The sequence below is a fragment of the Brevibacillus laterosporus genome, assembly GCF_030489605.1.
Classification (GTDB): domain Bacteria; phylum Bacillota; class Bacilli; order Brevibacillales; family Brevibacillaceae; genus Brevibacillus_B; species Brevibacillus_B laterosporus_E.
The window spans coordinates 253,349-276,155 of sequence record NZ_JAUKFY010000004.1 but is presented as its reverse complement, the minus strand read 5'-3'; the positions used below and the strand labels follow the sequence as shown (position 1 = coordinate 276,155).

General features: G+C 42.6%; 23 protein-coding genes, 5 tRNA genes and 1 riboswitch. Of the genes, 26 read left to right on the top strand and 2 right to left on the bottom strand.

Translation table 11 applies throughout. The features are described from left to right. Positions 1 to 287: 287 nt before the first annotated feature. The 10 genes from QZ995_RS06630 to QZ995_RS06585 all read left to right on the top strand — a co-directional run bounded on the left by QZ995_RS06630 (position 288) and on the right by QZ995_RS06585 (position 9,294). Positions 288 to 644, top strand: coding sequence for a hypothetical protein (locus QZ995_RS06630; RefSeq protein WP_301804638.1), 357 nt, complete (start codon positions 288 to 290; stop codon positions 642 to 644). Between the two features lie 115 nt (positions 645 to 759). Beyond that, positions 760 to 869, top strand: a riboswitch (TPP riboswitch). A 308-nt stretch (positions 870 to 1,177) separates the two neighbouring features. Further along, on the top strand, positions 1,178 to 1,867 hold the full coding sequence (locus tag QZ995_RS06625) for a thiamine phosphate synthase (protein WP_301804636.1): 690 nt from the start codon (positions 1,178 to 1,180) through the stop codon (positions 1,865 to 1,867). A 95-nt stretch (positions 1,868 to 1,962) separates the two neighbouring features. Next, the gene (gene thiS, locus QZ995_RS06620; RefSeq protein WP_301804633.1) at positions 1,963 to 2,178 is read left to right on the top strand and encodes a sulfur carrier protein ThiS; all 216 of its coding nucleotides are present in this window, start codon (positions 1,963 to 1,965) and stop codon (positions 2,176 to 2,178) included. Between the two features lie 3 nt (positions 2,179 to 2,181). Beyond that, on the top strand, positions 2,182 to 2,958 hold the full coding sequence (locus QZ995_RS06615) for a thiazole synthase (protein WP_301804630.1): 777 nt from the start codon (positions 2,182 to 2,184) through the stop codon (positions 2,956 to 2,958). Continuing rightward, entirely contained in the window at positions 2,955 to 3,638 is a 684-nt protein-coding gene (gene thiE, locus QZ995_RS06610; protein ID WP_301804627.1) for a thiamine phosphate synthase, read from the top strand. The genes QZ995_RS06615 and thiE overlap by 4 nt, the downstream gene beginning before the upstream one ends. Before the next feature lie 27 nt (positions 3,639 to 3,665). Continuing rightward, the gene (gene tenA / locus QZ995_RS06605) at positions 3,666 to 4,355 is read left to right on the top strand and encodes a thiaminase II (protein WP_301804625.1); all 690 of its coding nucleotides are present in this window, start codon (positions 3,666 to 3,668) and stop codon (positions 4,353 to 4,355) included. Then, entirely contained in the window at positions 4,319 to 5,164 is an 846-nt protein-coding gene (locus QZ995_RS06600; protein ID WP_366919682.1) for an ABC transporter permease, read from the top strand. The genes tenA and QZ995_RS06600 overlap by 37 nt, the downstream gene beginning before the upstream one ends. Positions 5,165 to 5,204: 40 nt before the next feature. Beyond that, positions 5,205 to 6,254, top strand: coding sequence for an ABC transporter substrate-binding protein (locus QZ995_RS06595; protein ID WP_301804622.1), 1,050 nt, complete (start codon positions 5,205 to 5,207; stop codon positions 6,252 to 6,254). 109 nt (positions 6,255 to 6,363) lie between these two features. Then, positions 6,364 to 7,272, top strand: a complete 909-nt coding sequence (locus QZ995_RS06590; protein WP_301804619.1) for a hypothetical protein — start codon at positions 6,364 to 6,366, stop codon at positions 7,270 to 7,272. 255 nt (positions 7,273 to 7,527) lie between these two features. Then, positions 7,528 to 9,294 carry an aromatic amino acid hydroxylase gene (locus QZ995_RS06585; protein WP_301804616.1) on the top strand — a complete coding sequence of 589 codons (1,767 nt, stop codon included), beginning with the start codon at positions 7,528 to 7,530 and terminating at the stop codon, positions 9,292 to 9,294. Positions 9,295 to 9,351: 57 nt separating this feature from the next. On the opposite strand, the gene QZ995_RS06580 is transcribed toward QZ995_RS06585, so the two are convergent. Continuing rightward, a complete protein-coding gene (locus QZ995_RS06580; RefSeq protein ID WP_301804614.1) occupies positions 9,352 to 10,953 on the bottom strand; it encodes an alkaline phosphatase family protein in 1,602 nt (533 codons plus the stop codon). Positions 10,954 to 11,216: 263 nt separating this feature from the next. On the opposite strand from QZ995_RS06580, the gene QZ995_RS06575 reads away from it, so the two are divergent. After that, positions 11,217 to 11,924, top strand: coding sequence for a cytochrome c biogenesis CcdA family protein (locus QZ995_RS06575; protein WP_301804613.1), 708 nt, complete (start codon positions 11,217 to 11,219; stop codon positions 11,922 to 11,924). 16 nt (positions 11,925 to 11,940) lie between these two features. Beyond that, positions 11,941 to 12,588, top strand: coding sequence for a peroxiredoxin family protein (locus tag QZ995_RS06570; protein ID WP_301804611.1), 648 nt, complete (start codon positions 11,941 to 11,943; stop codon positions 12,586 to 12,588). A 59-nt stretch (positions 12,589 to 12,647) separates the two neighbouring features. Here QZ995_RS06570 and QZ995_RS06565 read toward each other — a convergent pair whose 3' ends face one another. Further along, positions 12,648 to 13,742: a CotH kinase family protein gene (locus QZ995_RS06565; RefSeq protein WP_301804608.1), complete on the bottom strand. Its 1,095-nt coding sequence runs from the start codon at positions 13,740 to 13,742 to the stop codon at positions 12,648 to 12,650. A gap of 148 nt (positions 13,743 to 13,890) precedes the next feature. Between QZ995_RS06565 and QZ995_RS06560 the strand changes: the two genes are divergently transcribed. From QZ995_RS06560 to QZ995_RS06495, 14 genes are all read left to right on the top strand, one after another. Beyond that, on the top strand, positions 13,891 to 14,985 hold the full coding sequence (locus QZ995_RS06560; protein WP_301804605.1) for a tetratricopeptide repeat-containing glycosyltransferase family 2 protein: 1,095 nt from the start codon (positions 13,891 to 13,893) through the stop codon (positions 14,983 to 14,985). Between the two features lie 98 nt (positions 14,986 to 15,083). Continuing rightward, positions 15,084 to 16,043 carry a Gfo/Idh/MocA family oxidoreductase gene (locus QZ995_RS06555; RefSeq protein ID WP_366919681.1) on the top strand — a complete coding sequence of 320 codons (960 nt, stop codon included), beginning with the start codon at positions 15,084 to 15,086 and terminating at the stop codon, positions 16,041 to 16,043. 148 nt (positions 16,044 to 16,191) lie between these two features. Continuing rightward, positions 16,192 to 16,761: a thioredoxin family protein gene (locus QZ995_RS06550; RefSeq protein WP_301804604.1), complete on the top strand. Its 570-nt coding sequence runs from the start codon at positions 16,192 to 16,194 to the stop codon at positions 16,759 to 16,761. Between the two features lie 57 nt (positions 16,762 to 16,818). After that, positions 16,819 to 16,992: a YycC family protein gene (locus QZ995_RS06545; protein ID WP_301804602.1), complete on the top strand. Its 174-nt coding sequence runs from the start codon at positions 16,819 to 16,821 to the stop codon at positions 16,990 to 16,992. Between the two features lie 169 nt (positions 16,993 to 17,161). Next, on the top strand, positions 17,162 to 17,476 hold the full coding sequence (locus QZ995_RS06540) for an SCP2 sterol-binding domain-containing protein (RefSeq protein ID WP_301804600.1): 315 nt from the start codon (positions 17,162 to 17,164) through the stop codon (positions 17,474 to 17,476). A gap of 204 nt (positions 17,477 to 17,680) precedes the next feature. Further along, positions 17,681 to 17,763, top strand: a tRNA-Leu gene (locus tag QZ995_RS06535). Positions 17,764 to 17,805: 42 nt separating this feature from the next. After that, positions 17,806 to 17,881, top strand: a tRNA-Thr gene (locus tag QZ995_RS06530). A 7-nt stretch (positions 17,882 to 17,888) separates the two neighbouring features. Then, a tRNA-Tyr gene (locus QZ995_RS06525) sits at positions 17,889 to 17,973 on the top strand. Positions 17,974 to 17,976: 3 nt separating this feature from the next. Beyond that, positions 17,977 to 18,051: transfer RNA gene (locus QZ995_RS06520), tRNA-Gln, on the top strand. A gap of 11 nt (positions 18,052 to 18,062) precedes the next feature. Further along, positions 18,063 to 18,142, top strand: a tRNA-Leu gene (locus QZ995_RS06515). Between the two features lie 372 nt (positions 18,143 to 18,514). Beyond that, complete coding sequence (locus QZ995_RS06510) at positions 18,515 to 18,676, top strand: cytochrome c oxidase subunit 2A (RefSeq protein WP_301804598.1); 162 nt, start codon at positions 18,515 to 18,517, stop codon at positions 18,674 to 18,676. A 35-nt stretch (positions 18,677 to 18,711) separates the two neighbouring features. Further along, positions 18,712 to 19,179: a cytochrome c oxidase subunit II gene (locus QZ995_RS06505; protein ID WP_301804596.1), complete on the top strand. Its 468-nt coding sequence runs from the start codon at positions 18,712 to 18,714 to the stop codon at positions 19,177 to 19,179. 25 nt (positions 19,180 to 19,204) lie between these two features. Further along, the gene (locus QZ995_RS06500; RefSeq protein WP_301804593.1) at positions 19,205 to 20,884 is read left to right on the top strand and encodes a b(o/a)3-type cytochrome-c oxidase subunit 1; all 1,680 of its coding nucleotides are present in this window, start codon (positions 19,205 to 19,207) and stop codon (positions 20,882 to 20,884) included. 260 nt (positions 20,885 to 21,144) lie between these two features. Continuing rightward, a complete protein-coding gene (locus QZ995_RS06495) occupies positions 21,145 to 22,764 on the top strand; it encodes an ABC-F family ATP-binding cassette domain-containing protein (protein ID WP_301804591.1) in 1,620 nt (539 codons plus the stop codon). The last annotated feature ends 43 nt before the right edge of the window (positions 22,765 to 22,807 follow it).

The window sequence follows — 22,807 nt, the reverse complement described above, 5'->3', positions numbered from 1 at the left end:
CGCTAGATATTAATGACCAAAACAGTAACATTCGCGATAATGGAAATACGCATAAAGCTTAAGAATGTGTGTAAAACAACAAGGTCCCCTTTCTAGGAAAAGAGAAGGGGACTTTAATTGTGCATACATGAAAATGTTATTTTTGTAATAGAAAGATTATTTCGGTTTATGTTCCGTGCACAGTACGGCAAGGCTTGAACTGGGCAAAATGCCACCTAGAGGAAACATTCATGCTATAATAAAAATAAATCTACGGCAGATAGATGGGAAGAGACGGAGGCATACTTGTGGAAGACTCGATGATGCACCTACATGCAAACGAAGTGGTTCTTAGCACACAAGCGTTTTTAATTTTGTGCCGTTTGTATGATAGTTTTTACGATGAATTAAGACAGCATGAACAACTAAATGAGGTGGCTGAAAAGACAGCGGCGGTTTTATTAGATGGCGTTGAGGCTTTAAAAGAACAGACGCAGCCGCCTAAACAAGTGGTGATGGCTTTAGATTTCTCCAGTTTATTTTTAGTGAAAAAGCTGGTAGAACAAGCATATCGGGAAGTAAGTGAAGTACCGGAGCAGGCCAAGGCTCTGGGATGGTTGGAAGAGTGTATTCAGGCAATGAATAAGGGAATGATTACACACTGATACAAGGCAGAATTATCTGGTTTGACAATGAACGAGAATTTTTCTAAAGAAAATCTATCTGTTTACAAATAAGTAGTGACGTGGTACTGTAAAAACGAATTCAAAACTTTATAACTTTGTACCGAGCGGGGGCCGAGCTGTCGGCTGAGATTGTAACACTATGCGTTACTGACCGTTGAACCTGATCTGGTTAATACCGGCGGAGGAAGAGGGCAACCGAGAACAGAGTGAAGATAACTTTGTTCTTTCAGATGCATACGAAACCATCCGCTACGGGTGGTTTTTCTTTTGATAAACAACCTGTAGCCGTTTACAGTATGGATCAAAAAAAGCAGTAAGCTACTAAGATGATCAGCTAACAGCTAGTTCAGCTTAGCCTCCGCTATCTATTTCGGTGCTGTCCGAAAAGAAAGCGGAGGCTTTTTTGATGTCAGGACATGAATGGTTCCAACTAGATCGGTCAGCTATAGAGGTTCGTTTCAAACAGCAAGAAACAAGCATACGCGAACATTTTTGCGAAAGGAGTTGAATTTTTGAAAGCACGTTCCCTTCATCTCATTACCACAGGGAGTCAAACTCTCAGAGAAGTGTTGCCCATTATAGAAAAGGCAGACCTAGCAGGAGTAGATTATCTGCACATTAGGGAAAAACAGCGGACAGCAAGGGAAATAGCAGAATGGATCAGGCACTTGTCGGATGTTTTTCCAAGGGATCGAATCATTGTAAATGACCGAGTGGATGTAGCAATAGCTTATCATTGCGGCGGCGTACAGCTTGGACAGCATAGTATGCATGCCAGCTTGGCAGGTCGCATGCTGGACTCTCACCAGCTACTGGGTTGTTCGGTTCATAACGAGCAGGAATGCTTGTCAGTACAATCATTACAACCCGCCGACCAGTCCGATTCATTGACAGAGCATGATGTCGTACCAAGCCGTCCCCCAACCTTTGTGATAGCGGGGCATGTCTATGTAACAAAATGTAAGCCCGGCATAGAACCGCGTGGTCTTCCCTTTGTAACGCGAATGCGGAAACTGTTAGCTCCTACCGTCTCACTACTTGCGATAGGCGGCATAACTCCTCATCGTGTTAAAGACGTGATAGCGGCTGGAGGGGATGGGATTGCTGTAATGTCGGGGATCATGCAGTCAGCACGACCGCAAGACAGGATGAGAGAGTATCGTGATCAGCTTGATAATTCAGCTGGATATGCTATCCGGTAGCTCCCCCATTCGATACCTATCTTGCTTTAGCTGCGCCAAACGCTGGAAAAAGGCAGGCGTAAAAACAATCATTGCAAGAAATGAGGTGACCGTTTTTGCACGCTAGCACAGTAAAGGTTCTGGTTAATGGAAAAGCAACAAGTGTAGAAAAAAATACGACAGTGGAACAATTGCTTGTCCATTATGGAGTGGAGCAAAGAATAGTGGTTGTTGAGCACAATCAAATTATCCTTGATCGTGCCAGTTATGCCCGTACAGCCATTATGGATGGGGATCGCATAGAAATAGTTCATTTTGTTGGAGGAGGATAATCGATGACGGATGCTACTTTACGAATTGGGGAGTATGAATTTAACTCACGATTTTTAATTGGGACCGGGAAATTTCGAGATTTGGAAATCCAGCGAGCAGCAGTGGCGATCTCTGAAGCACAAATTATCACATTTGCGGTACGCCGCTTAAATTTGGAAAAAGTAAACGAGCCTACCTTTTTAGAATCACTTGACCTCTCAGCGTATACACTGCTCCCCAATACAGCAGGAGCAACCACCGCAGAGGAGGCTGTACGTATTGCACGTTTAGCAAAAGCGAGCGGACTGTGCGACATGATTAAAGTAGAAGTAATTGCAGATCAGAAAACTTTATTGCCCGATCCAATAGAAACCCTGCGAGCATCTGCTCTATTGGTGGAAGAAGGCTTCACTGTTTTAACCTATACCAATGATGATCCCATTCTTGCGCGAAAGCTACAAGACGCAGGCGTTCATGCTGTTATGCCTGGTGCCTCACCAATTGGCTCCGGCCAAGGGATTCTTAATCCTCTTCACCTTAGCATCATGATCGAAGAGGCGACAGTTCCCATCATTGTAGATGCTGGAATTGGTTCACCCTCAGATGCGACGCAGGCAATGGAGCTAGGTGCAGACGGCGTATTACTAAATACAGCAGTTGCGTTAGCAAACGACCCTATACGAATGGCAGAAGCAATGAAGCTAGCGATTCAGGCTGGACGAAAAGGCTTTTTAGCAGGACGCATTCCCCGAAAGCGCTATGCTTCTGCTAGTAGTCCGATAGAAGGAATGCTGACATGAAGCTGGCTCGTCTCGCTCATTTATCCCAAAAGTGGAGTATCTATTTGGTAATAGGCAGTCAAGATTGCGGGAACTCCGTTGAAAACATGTTTCGTATCTTAACAGAGGCACTTCAAGCAGGAGTCGGATGCGTTCAGTGGCGAGAAAAAGGAGCTGGTTCCATCAGCGATGCGATTCAAAGAGAAAAAATTGCGATCCGTATGAAAGAGCTATGTCATACATACGATTCCATTTTTCTGATTAACGATGATGTGAGCTTGGCCTGCAAGGTTCAGGCTGACGGGGTGCACGTAGGGCATGAGGATATGCCGTTTGCTCAGGTGAAACAATTGGTTCCTCCTGAGATGATCATTGGAATATCAGCCGGCAATATAGCGGAGGCTCGGATCGCTCTTGCATATGGAGCTGATTATTTAGGGGTAGGGCCTATGTATGCATCGAACAGTAAAGCGGATGCTGGGGAGCCAATCGGTCCACATGGACTGTCGGCTATTCGCAAATTTGTAGGAGGGTATCCCATTGTCGCTATAGGCGGAATTAAGCCAGAACATGTTAGCTGCTTGCGAAAAAATGGGGCGGATGCTATCGCAGTTATTTCAGCTATTACACAAGCACCTGATACAAAAAAAGCCGTTCAGGATTTTATTTATCATGTTCATAAAAATCACAGTTATACATGAGTTCGCATAAAAGGAGGCTGTACGCCGATGAATACGCGAGAAATAGAAATAGCTTCTTTTACAGAGCTTTTATACGCAGAAGCGAAGCCGATTTGGGAAAAGACGCATCTTCATCCTTTCATTACTGGCATTTCTAATGGTAATTTACCGATTTCTGCATTTATCCATTACATGAAGCAGGATTATCTCTTTTTACAGGAATATGCAAAACTGTTTGCGATTGCGAGCGTTAAGACATCGCGTTCAGACTGGAGCGGTCGATTTGCCCAAATCATGACTTCAACATTACAAGAGGAGATGTCCTTGCATCGGGGATACGCTCAACGACTAGGTATTTCCCAGAGTGAATTAGAAACGGCGGAACCGTCATTCGTCATGCTTGCCTATACAAGTTATATGCTACAGATCGCTCATCAAGGAAGCTTGGGAGAAGCGCTGAGTGCTTTGCTTCCATGCATGTGGAGTTATCAGGAAATCGGGAAAAGATTGGCACAAAAATCGGGAGTAACCGATCATCCGCAGTATGGTGAGTGGGTGCTGATGTATAGTTCTGATGAATTTGGCAATTCAACGGACTGGCTGAAAGGTGTTCTTAATGAGATTGCCCGTGACAGTAACAAACAGGAGCTTGCTCGGATGAAACAGCATTTTATTGCCGCTTGCAAAATGGAATATTTATTTTGGGATATGGCTTATCTGGAACAGACATGGCCGTAATGCAAAGGAAACGGGGGCAAAAGATCACACAGAAGGTCGCGAAAAAGAATCGGCATATCGGATGGGGTTTCGCTTCCGTATGTACTTTCCTCCTGCTATGGGAAGCAGGGTGCCGCTTGCTTGAGCTGCCTGCATTCATTTTGCCACCCCCCTCTCTTATTGCCGTTGCGCTCTGGGAGCTACGCAATCAGCTATTGACGACACATCTGTGGATTACATTGCAGGAAGCGTTGCTAGGACTAGTGATCTCCATTTTCGTAGGTACAGGAATTGCCATATGCATGCATCTTAATGAGAAAATGAAAAAGATCATGTACCCTCATGTCATTATCTCACAAACCATTCCGATTTTAGCGCTCTCACCCGTTTTCATGATGTGGTTTGGCTATGAGTTACCGGGAAAAATAGCAATTGCTGTACTGTTCACTTTTTTTCCAATTGTAGTAAGTACGTATGATGGATTCCTCGTTACAGATGCACAACGACGTAACTATTTTCGTATGATTGGAGCAAGCCGGTGGCAAATTTTTTGCAAGTTGGAAGTACCTAGTGCATTGCCTTCCTTCTTTAGCGGAGTAAAGGTAGCAGCCACCTTTAGCGTCTCGGGGGCCACTGTAGGCGAATGGTTAGGAGCCAGTGCGGGTCTGGGGTTTTTTGGCAGACGGGCTTCCGGTAATTTTCAGGCGCCTGCTCTATTTGCTTCTGTCCTTTTATTATGTTTGCTGGGGTTAGGCTTGTTTTTGGTTATGACTCTGGTGGAACAGCGCTGTCTTTCCTACAATCGTAAGGAAAAAGACCTCCGACAATAATTGATTGTGGATGAACATCTAGATATAGAGGAGAAAAGAAATGAACAAATCAATTGTATATAGCAGGAAAGCTGTGAAAAATTGGCTGGTAATCCTGATTGCTGGTCTTAGCATGCTAGCTACAGGGTGTGCTTCTAGTGATGCCTCTGTAAAAGAAAATCTAGCAACTGCCACCTCCGAAGCTAAACCGCCAGAGAAGCTTACCATCGCTCTAGATTGGTATCCAAATGCTGTTCACAGTTTTTTATATGCCGCAGAATCACAAGGCTATTTTCGCGATGCGAATCTACAGGTGGAGCTGAAAATGCCGTCGGACGCCAGTGATCCATTAAAGCTGGCAGCCACGGATAAGGTAGATATGGCCATTAGCTATCAAACGCAGGCCATTGTGGCTAAGGCAGAAGGTTTGCCAATTAAATCGTTAGCTGCGATCGTTCGCGAACCGTTAAACGTACTAATGGTAAGAGCAGATAGTACTGTTTTGACACCTAAGGATTTGAGCGATAAAAATGTAGGGTATCCTGCTCTTCCCCTTGACGTAGAAATTGTGAAGCATATGGTCCAAACTGACGGGGGAGATCCGTCAAACATTCGTTTTACCGATATTGGTTTTCAATTAATCCCAGCCCTCTCCACTAAGCAAACGGACGCCGCCATTGGGGGATTTATCAATCATGAACAGTTGATTTTAGAAAAAAATAATGTTCCCGTTCGTTTGTTCAGATTGACTGATTATGGTGTACCCAACCATTATGAACTGGTGTTGGTCACAAGTGATAAGACGACAGTGAAAAAGCGGGAGGCGCTAGAGCGATTCCAGCAAGCGATACAAAAAGGGCAGGCTTATGTTGCTTCTCATCCGAAAGAAGCACTGGAAGCACTTTTACAACATGAAGCCGCAGAATTTCCTCTAGATAGAGAGATTGAACACAAAAGTCTTGAGGTCCTACTTCCTCTGATGGATGCTAAAGGTCAACCTTTTGGTAGCCAGGATACAGACCAATGGCAGAAGGTCATTGATTGGATGGCGGCTAAGAAGCTAATTTCTGAGACTTTCTCAGCTCAGGAGATTCTTCCAGCAGCAAAATAATGTATAATAAGAATAAATGAATGAGAAAGCGCCTGTTCATGGCGCTTTTTCTAGTCTGTTCACTATGGAATTTCCAAGGAACAAGAGCAATTATGGGGGGTACATCATTTTGAAAAAAAACATATATCACATCGGCTATGAGCGAGTATCCAGACGCGAATTACTGGAGCGTTTAGACATAGAAGATGGATTCATGTTGCAACATGATCGCCTCCATCCTGTTCATGCAGATAAAGAAGAAGTGGCGCCAGAGTGTGAGCAACATCAGATCTTGGTTCGTTATCAGCACCGACCAAGCGAATGGATAACTTTTAGTGGTACGTATCAAATCCGGACAAGAGAACCAATACCTTGGATTGATGCACCTTTAGAATATCATTTATTTGGTGAACAATTAATCCCAGGTAATTATCGACGGGAAAAGGCACCTCAAGCCCGCATACCAGCCCGGACAAAGCTGCAAATCACGGCTATTCGCGATGGAATCGTATACGTTATGGTACCCAATCATCCGTCTAGACGGTATGAGATGAAGCTGGAGGATGCTCGATTTGCCCGTAATTTTCCCACAGAGCTGGAAATGCGATTGCAGTACTACTCGTTTCCGCCACATCCAGACATTTTGGTTGATTGGCTGTTGCAGGAGGGAAGGAAACGTGGCATGATAACTCGCTTAAATGGTGAGCATACAGAGCGGACTGCTTTTGAGGTTTGGGATGATCTGCGTAAGGAATACTCTTTAAGCGTGAGCGCAGCGATTTTAGCTATTAAGCAGGCATTGGTCGTCATGGACAGGGCCGGAGTGGAGGCGGATTTTCCTAACCCGGTTAAAAGTGCCGATATTTCTAGCTACAGTGAAGAAGAGCGAGACGCCTTTTTTTCTTATCAGACCGTACGTGCGGCGCTTGCTGCTGTCTCAGCCTTGCTAACCATCGACCCGATGGATCAATTTCAGGATCATTTATTGATGGATGTAATGTTAGAGCAACAACAAAATCGACGTTCCTCTAAGGAATAACGGAAGCATTCATGCAAAGAGAACATATGGATTGCGACAAAACAAATAGACCCCAATCTTATTTTTTTGATTGGGGTTCTTTATTTTACCTGTAATCATAGGTGCATCGCTGCGTTACAGTATCATAGGAATCGGGCGTTTGATAGGCAAACTTTTTTACTCCATTTTCCATCAAAAGATGTTATAGTAAACTTTATAATGATAGCGCTTTCTATTGCCGGCATATCGTTATTTTGTTAAGGGAGGTATTAAGTTATGAGTCACATTGAATCTGATTTTTCAGTGGTCAACATTCCTGTTCATTTAAAGCAATTCGTTGTCGACCAAGACTATGACAAGTATACACCGATAGATCAAGCTGTTTGGCGGTACGTTATGCGTCAGAATTATAATTTCCTTGGGAAAAGAGCCCATACCGCTTATTTAGAGGGCTTACAAGCATCTGGTATCAGTATCGAAAAAATACCGAATATTCGTGAAATGAATCGGTGCCTGTCGGAAATTGGATGGGGAGCAGTAAGTATCGATGGTTTTATACCAGCCGTAGCTTTTTTTGACTTTCAGGCTCATCAAATCCTCCCAATCGCTTGTGACATTCGTACTTACGATCATGTGGCTTATACACCTGCACCTGATATCATTCATGAAGCAGCCGGGCATGCCCCGATTATTAAAGACGAGAAGTATCGTGAATATCTGAAAATCTTTGGAGAAATTGGTTCGAAAGCCATTTCATCACGAGCAGATTATGAATTATATGAAGCGATTCGCTATTTATCTATTGTAAAAGAGGATATCAATGCGACGGAAGAACAAGTGCTTGCAGCAGAAGAAGACCTAGCCCGAAAAACAGCGGCGGTTACGGAGGTTTCAGAAGCTACTCTATTGTCCCGTCTCTATTGGTGGACAGTTGAGTATGGCTTAATTGGAGATGTTGATTATCCACAAATCTATGGAGCAGGGTTATTGTCCTCTGTTGGGGAAAGCATGAGCTGCTTAACAGAGGAAGTTAAAAAAATTCCGTTTTCACTCGATGCTTGCATAGAAACTGATTTTGATATCACCAAGCCTCAGCCCCAATTGTTTGTTTGTCGAGATTTTGATCAGTTAATTGAAGCGGTACTTGAAATGAAGGAGAGAATGGCACTGCATCTTGGCGGCACTGAAAGCTTGCATAAGGCAATCAATAGCGGTCAAATCACTACTAGTGTGTACAGCTCTGGTCTACAAGTAAGCGGCACGCTGCAACATATGATCTTGGATGATCAGGGGGAAGCCATTTATTTAGCGACAGAAGGACCTACTGCCCTTGCGTTTGGAGACATTGAGCTGGTGGGTCATGATAAATCCTATCATAGCCATGGATTTTCTTCCCCAATTGGCAAAATAAAAGGAAACGAGAAGCCATTAGAGAATTGGACCGATGCTGAACTTGAAGCTTATGACTTAGTTGTAGGTAAAAAAACGGTGGTATGCTTTGCTTCAGGAGTTGAAGTGGTAGGGCGTGTTTCCTATATTGATCGTATGCAGGATAAAGTGGCGCTAATTGGATTCGATGAATGTACCGTACGCTATCAAGAGCGTGTGCTTTTCCAAGCAGAATGGGGGACCTATGATATGGCAGTAGGAGCTGAAATCGTCTCTGTCTATGCAGGAGCTGCTGATCGAGAAAAATTTCAATCGGGTACACATCAACCGTCAGAGACCCAAACCCGTCGCCCCATTTACACAGAGGAGCACAAAAGACAGCAGCAGTTGTATCAAATTGTTCGTAACCTGCGGACAGAAGAAGGGGCTGAAGAGGAGCTGCCAGAGAGCTTGCAAGCTATTATGCAAGAACTAGATGCCTCTTATCCGAACGATTGGCTGCTGCGATTGGAGATTTTAGAAATTATGAAGAACCATCATTTCCCGGAAGCGGACTGTAAGCGACTTCACTCCCAAATAAAAGCAATTGGTGAAGCTGATCATGAATTAGCTGTTTTGATTACTAATGGCCTGTCTCTATTGGAAAATAAGTAAGTAAACAAGACCGCCGGGGGTTTGCTCTACCAGGCGGTCTCTGTTATAAATGCCAAGTTACTTCGGTGGTTGCTTGTCCCTTGTAAGAAGAGCAATAATATATGGCTTCATATCAACAATTCGTTCTGGTGGAGGCAACGCCCTTTTTCCAGCTATGATCAGGGGAATCAATGTATCGGTACGGTGCAAGGAACCGTGATTTCCTCCTCCAAGATGATTAGGAGAACCGTCTGCGGTGAATTCTGCTCCATTCTTTGCTGAAATCACAAGAAAGGAACCTTTGTGCGAAGCAAATGCACTAAATAAGCGCTGAAGTCCATCTGGAAAAGAAGAGGAATTCAGCCTGTTATCTTGTGGATTCCGCCGTAAATCTAACACACTGAAATCTCCTCTTATATCCCATCTCTGCCCGAAACGATCAATCTCACTTTTTCCCGGTCGATAAGCCATCTGTCGATTGCTGTTACCTTGCCTAACATGAATCCAGTCTGCTTCTTTCCATGCTAGCAAATCAATTCTATCATCATGTTTAAGGCTATTAACAAGAGCTGGAATGGATGCACGTGAAGAAAGGGAATAGACGTAACTCATTCGTCCATTTATAGCAAACGCTATGTCGTCACTGGGCAATACTGTTTTTCCTAACCGATAAGGCTGATATTGTCCTAGCATTTTTTCTAGACGAATAAGCGATTGTTGTCTGTCTTTGCCACTTGAGGTTACTCCACTGTCTCCAATAATCATAAAGGTATGATTCTCTATGGCTTTATTCCAATCTCCAAAAGCATCAAGGATGCTCTGAAGCTTTTTGTCAAACTTTTGGAGTGCAGAAAGATAGGTTGGACCATGCTTGTGAAGCTTTCCGTCCATATCGGGAAAATAGGCTATTGTCAAATCAGGGAGTGATCCTTGCTTTATTACATTTATTAAATGATTCGTTGTATAGGAATCGTTTACTCCAAACGATTGGAAAGGTCCCTCAGCTATTCGCTGGTTTGTTAATTTACGCAGTGAGCCGAAGCCAAGCATCTCTGGACCCATGACCTGCATCTGGGCTGGAAGGTTCAGGGTATTCGATACGAGCTTAGGTAATACAAGCGTGTGTTTAAAATCTCCGCGATAGACCATCGTATTTATGGAAGCTGTTGAGAATCCTTTTTTATGTAAATCCTCGTGAAGCGTTCGTGTTTTAGAGGAGAGATGTGACTGATTGAGATTATATATGCTGTCGTACGCCCAATCAGCTAGTCCGGGTTTCCAAGCTACCCGAAAGCCATCTCCATAGTTAACAATACGTTTTTCTGCCGGATGAAACCACAGTAGACCTGGGATTTTGTGTTGATCGGCATAAGCTCCGGTAAGAAGCGAACTCTCAATGGTAACAGACATGGTGGGGAAAGAACTAATCAAATCACGTCGGTACATTCCATTTTTGATAAGGAAAGACAGTGCTGGAGCCTTATTCATTGTGACCAATTTATCAATTGAGTCTGAGAGAATAGAATCTACCATCAGGACAATCACTTTTTGTCCGGTTTTTGTAGCGGGCTTTTTGGGTTGTTGCAAAATACGAATCTGCTCAGGCTGAGGATAAGAGCAGGAAGCTAAACTTATACAGATCAAAAATAGTAGACAAAAGAAAGGAAGTTTTCGAAGCACTTACAGAATCCTCCTTTAATAGTAAGTGTTCTTTTACTTTGTCCCAAACAAGTAGTCCTTACTCTTCGTATGCCTTTTCATAAAGACTTTTTACGTCATTGATATTTTGTCAGCTATGTAAATAAAATAGAATAAGAATGACTCGCGTACTGCTGTGAGCTTTGTCACACTTCGTTCACCTGATATGCAGAACGGAGCATGAATGAATATCTGTGGACTAGAATACATAACAGAAAGAGACTTTTGGGAAATGGGGGCTAAGTATGGATACACAAATTACAGTATGGCTAGCATTCGCAGCAGGATTTCTCTCGTTTATATCGCCTTGTTGTTTGCCGTTATACCCATCCTTTTTATCTTATATTACTGGGGTTTCGGTTTCAGAGATGAAACAAGGAAAAGCTGTATTTCAGCGACAGGCATTATTACACACCTTATTTTTTATTCTAGGATTCTCTCTTGTCTTTATCGCGCTAGGATTGTCAACCTCATGGATTGGTAGCTTATTTGCCTCAAAAAAGGATTTGATTAGGCAACTAGGTGCTATTTTATTAATTTTTATGGGGTTAGTTATTACAGGGGTATTAAAGTTTGATTTTATGATGAAAACATGGAAGAAGGACATAAACAATCGTCCGCTTGGGTATACTGGTTCTATCTTGGTGGGAATTACCTATGCGGCTGGCTGGACTCCCTGTGTAGGGCCGATAATGTCAGGGATCATTACGCTTGGAATGGTGAATCCAGAGAGTGCCCTTACTTATACGCTTGCCTATACAATAGGATTTGCCCTGCCATTCTTCGTGATGACCTTCTTCATTAGTAAGATAAGCTGGATCATGAGATACTCGGACAAATTAATGAAAATTGGCGGGGGAATCATGGTTCTTTTCGGGGTTTTGCTGTACTTTGATAAGCTGACAGATATCTCTATCTACTTAATTAAAATTTTTGGACAGCCTAGTTTATAAAGGAGCTGGATAAAGCATGCGGCAGGTGTTTATCATTCTCAGTTTGCTCGTTTTGGGAGGAGGAGCGATTTACCAAAGCGAGGTCAAGAGTAAATCGCAGTCTGCTCCTCAACAAATATTGGGACAGTCTATAAAATCTGAGCCAAAGCAACAGCATCAGGCGAAAGAGACAACCAAAGCTCAAGCACAACAGGAGGTCTCTAGTCAGATAGAGCCAAAAGCCAACCCAACGATTGCGCAGGGGGCTAAAGCTCCTGCCTTTGAACTTCCTAGTATGGATGGAACTACATACAAGTTTTCGGGACAAAGACAGAAGCCGCTGGTTCTAAACTTCTGGGCAAGCTGGTGTGGTCCATGTAAGATGGAAGCTGCTGATTTGCAAAAGTTATATGAAAAAAATAAAGGCAACGTAGATTTATATGCAATTAATCTGACAAAAACGGATGATTTAGATTCCGTCAAAGCGTTTGTAGATACCTATAAGCTGAGGATGCCTATTCTCTACGATCAAGATGAAACAGTAGCAAAGCAGTACCAAATCCTCGCTATCCCAACAACATTTATTATTGATCCTAATGGGATCGTTACATATAAGGTAATGGGATCGATTCAACCGGGCGTGTTTCAGGCAGAGCTGGATAAAGTAGTCAAAGCAAAAAAATAATGAAGATGAAAGACTGCTATTGAAGGATTTCCTATCAAGAAATGAAGACCAATATATGATTACAAAGTATCAAGCTGCCCTTTTAAAAAATGGTTTCGATCGTTAATAAAACGACAAATATAGTCAGGCTCAGCGTCAAAGACGTTGAGCTTTTCTTTTTTGTGCGGATCAATCTGAAGGTAGGGACGTAGCAAGCGATGGAGAGACTCGATTCGAGGGCCCATATATTCGGGAGTAAACCAGGAATGTAGGATTTCTGCCATTCTATCTTTATAGAGCTGTCTGTATGTATAAGTATCTAATAGGCGAGCGCTTAAGGTATTGTATCCGTCTATATCCACAAAGTCATAGGCCATTTCTTTTCCATTACAATCCCGTCCCCAGGTGGCGTCATAATCCCATGGAATAATCTCAAATAAACCTGTCCTCGAATTTCGATATAAAGCGTAATTATGAATAAAACCGTCAAAATTTTGCGTGCATACAGCCCCTGCCAGCCAACTTAAATATTGGTTGATATTAAGGTATCGAGCAATGGTTTCTTCAAAATCAGCTCTTGGTGTTGTATTTATGATATAAATCAATTCACGCAGGAGCTGCATATCCTCCTCTTGGCCATATTTGAGTCGATACCCTGCGTCTAGGCTTGGTTTTACCTCCTCTGTTTTGGGGCTTAACAAGGAAAAATTAGCGTTTCCACTGACAGCGTAGAAAATCGGGCCTAGTGGTAGCTGACGTCTTTGTAAAAATAATTCATCGACAGATTCTAATTGAAGATAAAGACCTTCACTAACTCCATTTCTGCATAACACCACATACGAAGTGGCAGGTGATAAGACGCCGAGGAGCTCAAAAAAGGAAAATGACAGGGCATTCCGCATGAACGAGGGGTCCAGCATTTCAGCATTAAGATGAACCTCTCGTTGCCCCTGAAAACGGTTGTTGTCAGAAAAATAGAGAGTATAAGACTTTTTTGCCAATTCTCGTGTATGGGCACCTCGATAGGAAAGCTGAATGGGGTACGTCTTCTGCTGGATCGAGAGGAAAGCATCTATGCGAACATCCGATCTGACATGCTGATCCAAGTAAGCAATACCCTCGTCTGAGACAGTTACATAATAAACCTGTGGCAAGGCGTGCGACTGAATTTCCATAGAACCCTTCCTTTCTGCTTCATCTTATGAGAAATACGGGCTATTGGCGCTATTTTTTATAGAGAATAGATAAAGAAATAGTTCACCTTTTTATTTGCAGGAAATATACATACAAAAGTGAGCAAAATTAGCGACATGAGGTGACAGCATGATCACAATTAGTTTATGCATGATCGTGAAAAATGAGGAAGACAGTTTGGCGAGATGCTTGGATTCTGTAAAGGACCTGGTAGACGAAATCAATATTATTGATACAGGCTCGACGGACGGGACTGTAGAGCTTGCAAAAAAGTACACGGATCGAGTTTTTTTCTTTGAATGGATTGACGATTTCTCGGCCGCTCGTAATTTTGCCTTTACGAAAGCAACACAAGAGTATATTTTGCATCTGGATGCGGATGATTTCCTCTTGGAGATCGACCGTGAACGGTTACGAACCTTGAAGGAAACATTAGATCCGGCTGTTGACTCAGTCACCATGAAATATCACATTGCCTTTGATGAGTTCGATAATCCTATTATGTCTTTCCGTCGAAACCGTCTGGTGAAGCGAAGCAATAATTTCCAATGGATTGGTGCTGTGCACGAGTATTTAGCTGTTTGGGGAAAAATTATCGACAGTGATATTGCTGTGACTCATAAAAAGATTCATCAGCAGGAAGGTTATTCGACTCGTAATTTGCGGATTTATGAAAAAAAGCTGGAGCGCGGAGAAGAATTTACCATAAGAGACTTGTATTATTATGCAAATGAACTGCGAGATCATTCTTTTCATGAAAAAGCGATTGAATATTATATCAAAATGCTCGATTCTAAACAAGGCTGGATTGAGGATGAAATCAATGCGTGCTACAAGATCGCAGATTGTTATGTTGCCTTAGGAAATAAAGAGAAGGAATTAGAATATATAATCAAAGCTTTTTCTTATGATACTCCACGGGCTGAGGCTTGCTGCCGACTTGGTCATATCTTTTTTGGCAAAAACGAATATCTAAAAGCAATTTTTTGGTATGACCTGGCTACTAAAGTCAAAAGACCGGATACCTGGGGATTCTTTACAGAAGCATGCTGGACGTGGCTTCCGCATATACAATTATGTGTTTGCTACTATCGGATTGGACAAAATGAAAAAGCCTATGAGCATAACGAACAAGTAGGGAAGTATCGACCAAATGATCCAAAATATTTATTCAATAAAAAGCTACTAGAGGAATTGTTGAACAAGGAGGAGTCAGACAGCTAACTTCTTTCACAGGAAAAGTGACCTTCTTTCCATCTACTTCATACAATGTGAGAGTTGAGTGTATTTGTAAGTTTTTGGATGGAAAGAAGGGATGTGGAGTGAAGGTAGGAGTAATTGGGACCGGTGTAATGGGTAAGCATCATGTACGTGTCTACTCCTCGCTCAATGACCATTGCCAATTGATAGGCGTTTACGATGCAGATCAAAAGCGGGCGCAAGAGGTCGCACAGGAATATGATATACTTTCGTTTCTTACCCTAGACGAACTGTTGGCGCGAGTAGATGCAGTCAGTATAGCTGTTCCGATACCCGCTCATTTTGAGGTCGGCATGGCTTGCATCCGTCATGGGGTGCATATGCTGATGGAAAAACCTCTCACTTCGACTGTAGCAGAAGCCAGGGAGTTGATTGATCGAGCCAAAGAAGCTCAGTTACATTTGCATGTGGGGCATATCGAGCTGTTTAATCCGGCTATTGGGGTGTTACGCTCCATTTTGGAGGGTGAAGAGGTTGTCGCCATCGATATGCACCGCATGAGTCCAATGGAACCACGTATTCAAGGAATTGATGTGGTATTGGATGCTATGCTTCATGACATATATATTTTGCAGCATTTACAGCCGGGTGTATTAGCTAAGATGCACGCGGTGGGTCAATCTTATCAAGGAGCAATCAAACATGCTGTAGCACTGTTTCAATTCGAATCAGGCGTTATCGCACAAATCACAGCTAGTCATTTAACGGAAGAAAAAGTGCGGACCTTACGAGTAGTAACCAGACAGGCGTTTGTTCAAGCTGATCTACTCGATAAAAAAGTAGTCATTTCCCGTTCAACGAATTTCTTAGAGAAACAAAGTGATGGCTATAGCCAGCAGAACATTTTGGAAAAAGTGATTGTACCTGGGATTGAGCCGCTACGAGCAGAGCTAATAGATTTCTTACAAAGCATTAGGAAGAAAACGCCCACTTTGGTCTCAGCGGAGTCAGGTCTGCAGGCGTTGCAACTGGCAACGGAAATTTCCCAACAAATTCAACAAAATCTATCCGAAGATAAATAGTTGTAAAAAAACCTGTAGCAAATGTGCACAGGTTTTTTTCTGCTGTGTAGCATCACCTATAACACTTACAGAAGGGATCGCAAAGAGGAGATACTCGCATCCTAGCGAATTGAAACAGAAGAGAATCAATGCATAAGGAGGAGCAATCATGTCGATTAACTTGCACTCGAAAACCGGAACAGGAATAACCATGCAGCAATTCATGGAGACAATGGAGAAAAATAAAGAGGAATTCTATGACTGGTATGAGCGATTTTCGTGGGAAACAGAAAAGGAACGTTCCCGAATAGCAGCCACGGTGCAGCAAGCGGGATTGCGAGCCTTCTTATTGTGTGCAGAATGGTGCGGAGACGTTGTACGGAATGTGCCTGTATTGTTTCGTGTAGCAGAAGCAGTTTCTTTACCTGTGGAAGTATTGGTTATGGAGGATCATCTGGATGTGATGGATCAATTTCTAACTATGGGAGGACGAGCTATTCCGGTGTTGATTATTTGCAACAAGGACTCAGATGTGCTTGCTACATGGGGACCACGTCCAGCGCATGTTCAGAAGATTATGATTCAGTTTAAACACGAAAACCCTGACCGGGAGGCACACGATTATCAAGACAAAATCATGGCGGCTCGTCAAGAAATGCTGGCCCAATACGGAGAGGGGACTGGCTACCAGCAAGTCATTGTGCAAGAATTATCCGATTTATTCCGTCAGATACAATGAGTAGCGGCGAGCGTGGTATAATGGGATAGATTGATAAAGACAGCCAGAGGTGAAAAGATGAGACCTTTACAGATATCAGCAGAAACAGCCGTAAAGTTGGCTGAACAGCTTGGAGTACCCCTGGAAAGATTAATGCACATGCCCCAGCATATATTGATGCAAAAGCTAATGGAAATTTCAAAGCAGGAAGCCTCAGAGCAACAGACAGAATCAGATAGCAAGGAAAAATAAGCAGTCAAAAATGGCCGCTTGGACGAGAAGCGATGACACTTAAAAGATGCCTAACAAGGCATCTTTTTTCTATTTCAGAAAAAGTGAAGATGGCATATAATGGATATTCACTGAATAGGATAATATGGTGAAAAATATAGGCTCAGGCTGGGAAAGGGGGAGATCTCTCATGCTGCAAGAATTGGAGACCCTTGCGGATCGCATAAATCAAGACCCTTCTGCCATTGAGGGATGGTTGGCTGTTTATCAATTTGATGTCAGTGGAGAACGGGGAGGTACCTATCAGGTTCGATTTTGTGACAATCAGGTTCAAGTATCTGAAGGAAACTCTAATCAAGCACAATGTACGCTCCAGCTATCTGACACCAATTTTGCAAAGCTCCTGCGAAAACAATTAAATCCTACTACTGCTGTCATGCTGGGTAAAATAAAGATCAAGGGAGATATATCACTAGCTTTACGATTACAGCGCTTATTTGCATAATGAGAGAATGCTATGAAGTACACAGCTTTTATAGGTATAAAAAACGGATAGCTACAGTTAATTTTTAGATATTAATTGTGGCTATCAAATTTTTTATAAAAAGTCTTGCTTTTTATTTTGAGTGTATGCTATATTAAAAAAGCCGAAACGGTACTGAGAAAAACAACGAGCTTGAAAGTGAGTTGTTGACCGTTTAGCTCACATGCGGGTGTGGCGGAATTGGCAGACGCACCAGATTTAGGTTCTGGCGGGCGACCGTGGGGGTTCAAGTCCCTCCACCCGCACCATTTACATACATAACGAAAAGACAAGCTTTCAATTATGAAGATGCCGGTGTAGCTCAATTGGTAGAGCACCTGACTTGTAATCAGGGGGTTGTGGGTTCAAGTCCTATCGCCGGCACCATTTTTATGGGGAGATAGTGAAGTGGCTAAACACGGCAGACTGTAAATCTGCTCCCTCAGGGTTCGGCGGTTCGAATCCGTCTCTCCCCACCATTTTGGGGTATAGCCAAGCGGTAAGGCAACGGACTTTGACTCCGTCATTCCCAGGTTCAAATCCTGGTACCCCAGCCAACTTTATATTTGCCGGTATGGCGGAATTGGCAGACGCGCGCGACTCAAAATCGTGAGGGAAACCGTGGGGGTTCAAGTCCCTCTACCGGCACTACATTAAAAAAGCGGAATTTACGTTAGATGCGTAGATTCCGCTTTTTTCGTTGTCTATCATTATTATTTATCCTGCACGACAAGAGAATATATAAAAGGTAATAAACAAGAAATGAAATGTAAAATTATGAAAATAAAAAGTAATCATTTTTCTCACAAAAAGTCTCTTTTTTCTAAGATGATTTTTAAATAAATAGAATTTTGTCAAAACCTTGACAATGGCGAAAACTGGATAGCTCTAAAGGGCTAAAAGTGATGAATCTCACACCCTTTACAAATGTCGGAATGGTTTAATCAAATCGTAAACAATGCAAATTCCTTTTTGAGCAAAAATTGGATGAAAAGGAAGGAAAAGAGAGGAGGTCATCGGATGAACAGCTCCCAAACTCAACCGAATCAAAAGGTAGAGAACGAGAAGCATCAGGAAGGCGAACTAAATTTAAAAGGAACGCTAGCTTCGGTCTTTCTAGTAGGTCTGTTTATCGCAGTGACTTGGTTTGCTGTATTTGGCGTTTTTCTAAGCAGGGCGTAGCTGGTATAGAGAGGGAATGAACGGGAGGGTATTTTATGCATTTACACCGCTTTGAAAAAATTTGGCTGATGGTTGGGGGCGCGACGCTTGTACTGTTTTTGATTGTCTTGTCTGTCAATGCCTATGCAATGGGGATGATGCCGCCAAGCCATATGAAAATGATAGACCCGAAAAAGGTAGATGAAACGGCCCCATTTGATAATCCAGGACTTCATAAAACTGGTGATAATGAATACGATCTTGTCATGACATCATTTATTTTTACTTTCCAACCTAATCAAATTGAAGTTCCAGTCGGTGCCAAGGTGAAATTTGTTGTAACGAGTAAAGACGTGGTACACGGCTTCGAGATACCAAAAACAAATGTAAACATCATGGTGTTACCTGGTCACATCAGCGAAGTCACTCACACATTTGACAAGCCAGGAACGTACTTAATTCTCTGTAATGAATATTGTGGCGCTGGTCACCAGTTAATGGCAGCTACAATTGTTGTGAAGTGATTCGGAAAGGTAGTGACGATAAAGTATGGTAGCGCAATTAAAGGAATATCCTAAAACACAACCGGTGATAAAAGTAGATGCTGCGGCTGCAAAACTTTCGCTGGCGCATATATATGTTGCGTACATTGGTTTTGCTATCGCCATTTTGTGCGGCTTGCTTCAGGGTCTGGTACGGGGTGGGGTGATAACCCTGCCATCTTGGTTAGGCTATTATCAAGTTTTAACAGCACACGGGGTATTATTGGGTCTAGTTTTTACAACATTCTTTATTATAGGATTTTTCATCTCAGGCTGTGCTCGCACATCAGAGGGAAAGCTGACCCCTTTAGCTTTGAAGCTGGGTTGGATTGGTTGGCTTCTCATGACGGTAGGTACAGCGATGGCAACAGTAGCCATTCTGTCAAATGAAGCCTCAGTTCTGTATACATTCTATGCACCAATGAAAGCGTCTCCACTGTTCTATATTGGGGCAGCTTTACTAGTCGTAGGTAGCTGGATGGGCGGATATTCGATTTTTGCGAATTACATTCATTGGAGAAAAGCAAATAAAGGAAGAACATCTCCCCTATTTCAATTCATGGCTGTTTCAACCATGATTTTGTGGCAGATTGCAACATTAGGGGTAGCAGCAGAGGTCTTGTTGCAGCTCATTCCATGGTCTCTTGGCTGGGTACCAGAAGTAAATGTCCTGCTAAGCCGTACGCTCTTTTGGTATTTCGGTCACCCACTTGTCTATTTCTGGTTAATGCCTGCTTATGTCTGCTGGTATGTTAATATTCCAAAAATAATCGGTGGAAAAGTATTTAGTGATTCGCTCGCACGTTTATCTTTTATTCTGCTTATTCTATTCTCCATTCCTGTAGGCTTTCATCACCAGTTAATGGAGCCAGGTATTTCAGATAAATGGAAAATGCTACATGTAATCTTGACTTTAACTGTAGTATTCCCATCGCTTATGACGGCATTCTCGCTATTTGCCGTATTTGAAACATCGGGACGTAAAAAGGGTGCAAAGGGCTTGTTTGGCTGGTTTGGGAAATTGCCTTGGAAGGACGCCCGTTTCTTTGCCCCAATGCTGGGCATGCTTGCTTTCGTTCCAGCGGGTGCAGGTGGAATTATTAATGCGAGTAACCAGATGAACGCAGTGGTGCATAATACAATCTGGGTTACAGGTCACTTCCATTTAACGGTCGGAACCAGCATTGCGCTCACATTCTTTGGTATTACGTATTGGTTATTGCCAAATTTAACAGGGCGGAAAATGACCCCTGCCTTGCATCGTGTAGGAATTTTGCAAGCAGTCATGTGGTCTGTTGGGATGCTGCTCATGTCAGGTGCGATGCATTATCTTGGATTGCAGGGTGTACCGCGCCGTACGGATTACACTACTTACTTTGACAATGCGGAGGCTCTAAGCTGGATACCTCCGCAACAGCTAATGGGCTTTGGCGGTGCTATCCTATTCTTTGCGGGGATACTGATGGTAGGAATTTTATTCTATCTCATCTTTAAGGCACCAAAAGGCGAGGAGGATTATCCAATCGCTGAATCCCAAGAAGCAGTGGAACGTACTCCAAAAATTTTAGAACGCTGGTCTTTATGGCTCGGTATCGCCGCATTTCTGATCATCGTGGCTTATGCATATCCGATCTACCAATTGATTGATCATGCACCGCCTGGATCAAAACCGTTTATCACGTGGTAAAAATAAACCATCTGCGGTATGCTTCCTTTCTAAAAAGGAGTATGCGCGCAGATGGTTTTTTATTATGAGAAAATGAAAAAGGCTGTGTACAAAATCAGTTTGGCCGGGAGGATGGAGAGTTTTGGGCTGTAAAAAACAAGGATACACAAGCTATCATTTGCTGCGGAAGGTGTTAATAAATACAAGGGGTTAATTTTTACTTGTAAATGTAGTAAAATATACGTTTGAAGAAGAAAATGCATATTAAAGGATGAGATTGAATGATAAGTACAAATGGTGTTACCCTGCGATATGGGAAACGCGCTTTGTTTGAAGATGTAAATATCAAGTTCACACCTGGTAACTGCTATGGATTAATTGGGGCAAATGGAGCTGGCAAGTCTACATTTCTGAAGATTTTATCCGGCGAAATTGAACCAAACAAAGGAGAAGTTATTTTAACTCCTGGAGAACGTCTTGCCGTTTTGAAACAAAATCATTATGAGTTCGATGAATGCGAAGTCCTGAAAACGGTAATGATGGGTCATAGAAGATTGTTTGATATCATGGAAGAGAAAAACGCTCTGTACATGAAAGAAGATTTCTCTGAAGTAGACGGGATTCGTGCGTCTGAATTGGAAGGAGAATTCGAAGACTTGAATGGTTGGCAAGCAGAATCTGATGCTGCTGCTTTATTAATTGGTCTGGGAATTCCTGCTGAATTCCATGATAAGAAAATGCTGGAGCTAGACGGAAACCTGAAAGTACGTGTCTTGCTGGCACAAGCTTTGTTTGGAAATCCAGACATCCTGCTACTCGATGAGCCTACCAACCACTTGGACATCGAATCTATTCGTTGGCTAGAAAACTTCTTAGCTAACTATGAAAATACTGTTATTGTTGTATCCCATGACCGTCACTTCTTAAACCAAGTATGTACTCATATTGCTGATATTGACTTTGGTAAGATTCAAATGTATGTGGGGAACTATGATTTCTGGTATGAATCCAGCCAGCTAGCTCTTAAGTTGATGAGAGAGCAAAATAAGAAAAAAGAAGAGAAAATTAAAGAATTGGAAAGCTTTATTGCACGTTTTAGCGCCAATGCTTCCAAATCTAAACAAGCAACCTCCCGTAAGAAGATGTTGGATAAAATTTCGTTGGATGATATCAAGCCTTCCAGCCGCCGTTATCCATTTATTAACTTCAAGCCGGAGCGAGAAGCAGGTAAAAATATCTTGGAAATTGAAGGCTTATCCAAGACCCTTGAAGGTGAAAAGCTTTTCGAAAATCTTCACCTCATTATCAATAAGGGTGATAAGATAGCGTTAGTGGGCCCAAATGGTCACGTAAAAACAGCCTTGTTCCAAATTTTAATGGGTGAAATGGAAGCGGACAGCGGAACATTCTCTTGGGGTGTTACAACCTCTCAGGCTTATTTCCCGAAAGATAACTCTGAGTACTTTGATGGATGCGATTTATCCTTGGTTGATTGGTTGCGTCAATACTCGAAAAATCAAGACGAGACATTCTTGCGCGGCTTCTTAGGCAGAATGTTGTTCTCTGGCGAAGAAGCACTGAAAAAAGCCAATGTTTTGTCCGGTGGAGAAAAAGTACGTTGCATGCTGTCCAAAATGATGATGGTGGGCGCGAATGTACTCCTATTAGATGAGCCTACTAACCACTTGGATTTGGAATCTATTACAGCATTAAATAATGGTTTAATTGAATATGATGGTACGATGCTGTTTGTTTCTCATGACCATCAGTTTGTTCAAACCATTGCCAACCGGATCATTGAGATTACTCCAAATGGTATCATTGATAAAATGATGACATACGATGAATATCTGGAAAGCGAAGAGATCAAGCAGCTTCGCGAAAAATTGTACAGCGAGTAATGAAAAAGAAAAGAGGGTTAACCAATCAAGGTTAACCCTTTTA

What these genes read in the sequence shown, in the direction of transcription:
- QZ995_RS06615 (WP_301804630.1), top strand. Translation starts at nt 2,182, where the DNA reads ATGACGGATGCTACTTTACGAATTGGGGAGTATGAATTTAACTCACGA.
- thiE (WP_301804627.1), top strand. Translation starts at nt 2,955, where the DNA reads ATGAAGCTGGCTCGTCTCGCTCATTTATCCCAAAAGTGGAGTATCTAT.
- tenA (WP_301804625.1), top strand. Translation starts at nt 3,666, where the DNA reads ATGAATACGCGAGAAATAGAAATAGCTTCTTTTACAGAGCTTTTATAC.
- QZ995_RS06595 (WP_301804622.1), top strand. Translation starts at nt 5,205, where the DNA reads ATGAACAAATCAATTGTATATAGCAGGAAAGCTGTGAAAAATTGGCTG.
- QZ995_RS06585 (WP_301804616.1), top strand. Translation starts at nt 7,528, where the DNA reads ATGAGTCACATTGAATCTGATTTTTCAGTGGTCAACATTCCTGTTCAT.
- QZ995_RS06575 (WP_301804613.1), top strand. Translation starts at nt 11,217, where the DNA reads ATGGATACACAAATTACAGTATGGCTAGCATTCGCAGCAGGATTTCTC.
- QZ995_RS06570 (WP_301804611.1), top strand. Translation starts at nt 11,941, where the DNA reads ATGCGGCAGGTGTTTATCATTCTCAGTTTGCTCGTTTTGGGAGGAGGA.
- QZ995_RS06565 (WP_301804608.1), bottom strand. Translation starts at nt 13,742, where the DNA reads ATGGAAATTCAGTCGCACGCCTTGCCACAGGTTTATTATGTAACTGTC.
- QZ995_RS06560 (WP_301804605.1), top strand. Translation starts at nt 13,891, where the DNA reads ATGATCACAATTAGTTTATGCATGATCGTGAAAAATGAGGAAGACAGT.
- QZ995_RS06550 (WP_301804604.1), top strand. Translation starts at nt 16,192, where the DNA reads ATGTCGATTAACTTGCACTCGAAAACCGGAACAGGAATAACCATGCAG.
- QZ995_RS06545 (WP_301804602.1), top strand. Translation starts at nt 16,819, where the DNA reads ATGAGACCTTTACAGATATCAGCAGAAACAGCCGTAAAGTTGGCTGAA.
- QZ995_RS06540 (WP_301804600.1), top strand. Translation starts at nt 17,162, where the DNA reads ATGCTGCAAGAATTGGAGACCCTTGCGGATCGCATAAATCAAGACCCT.
- QZ995_RS06510 (WP_301804598.1), top strand. Translation starts at nt 18,515, where the DNA reads ATGAACAGCTCCCAAACTCAACCGAATCAAAAGGTAGAGAACGAGAAG.
- QZ995_RS06505 (WP_301804596.1), top strand. Translation starts at nt 18,712, where the DNA reads ATGCATTTACACCGCTTTGAAAAAATTTGGCTGATGGTTGGGGGCGCG.
- QZ995_RS06500 (WP_301804593.1), top strand. Translation starts at nt 19,205, where the DNA reads ATGGTAGCGCAATTAAAGGAATATCCTAAAACACAACCGGTGATAAAA.
- QZ995_RS06495 (WP_301804591.1), top strand. Translation starts at nt 21,145, where the DNA reads ATGATAAGTACAAATGGTGTTACCCTGCGATATGGGAAACGCGCTTTG.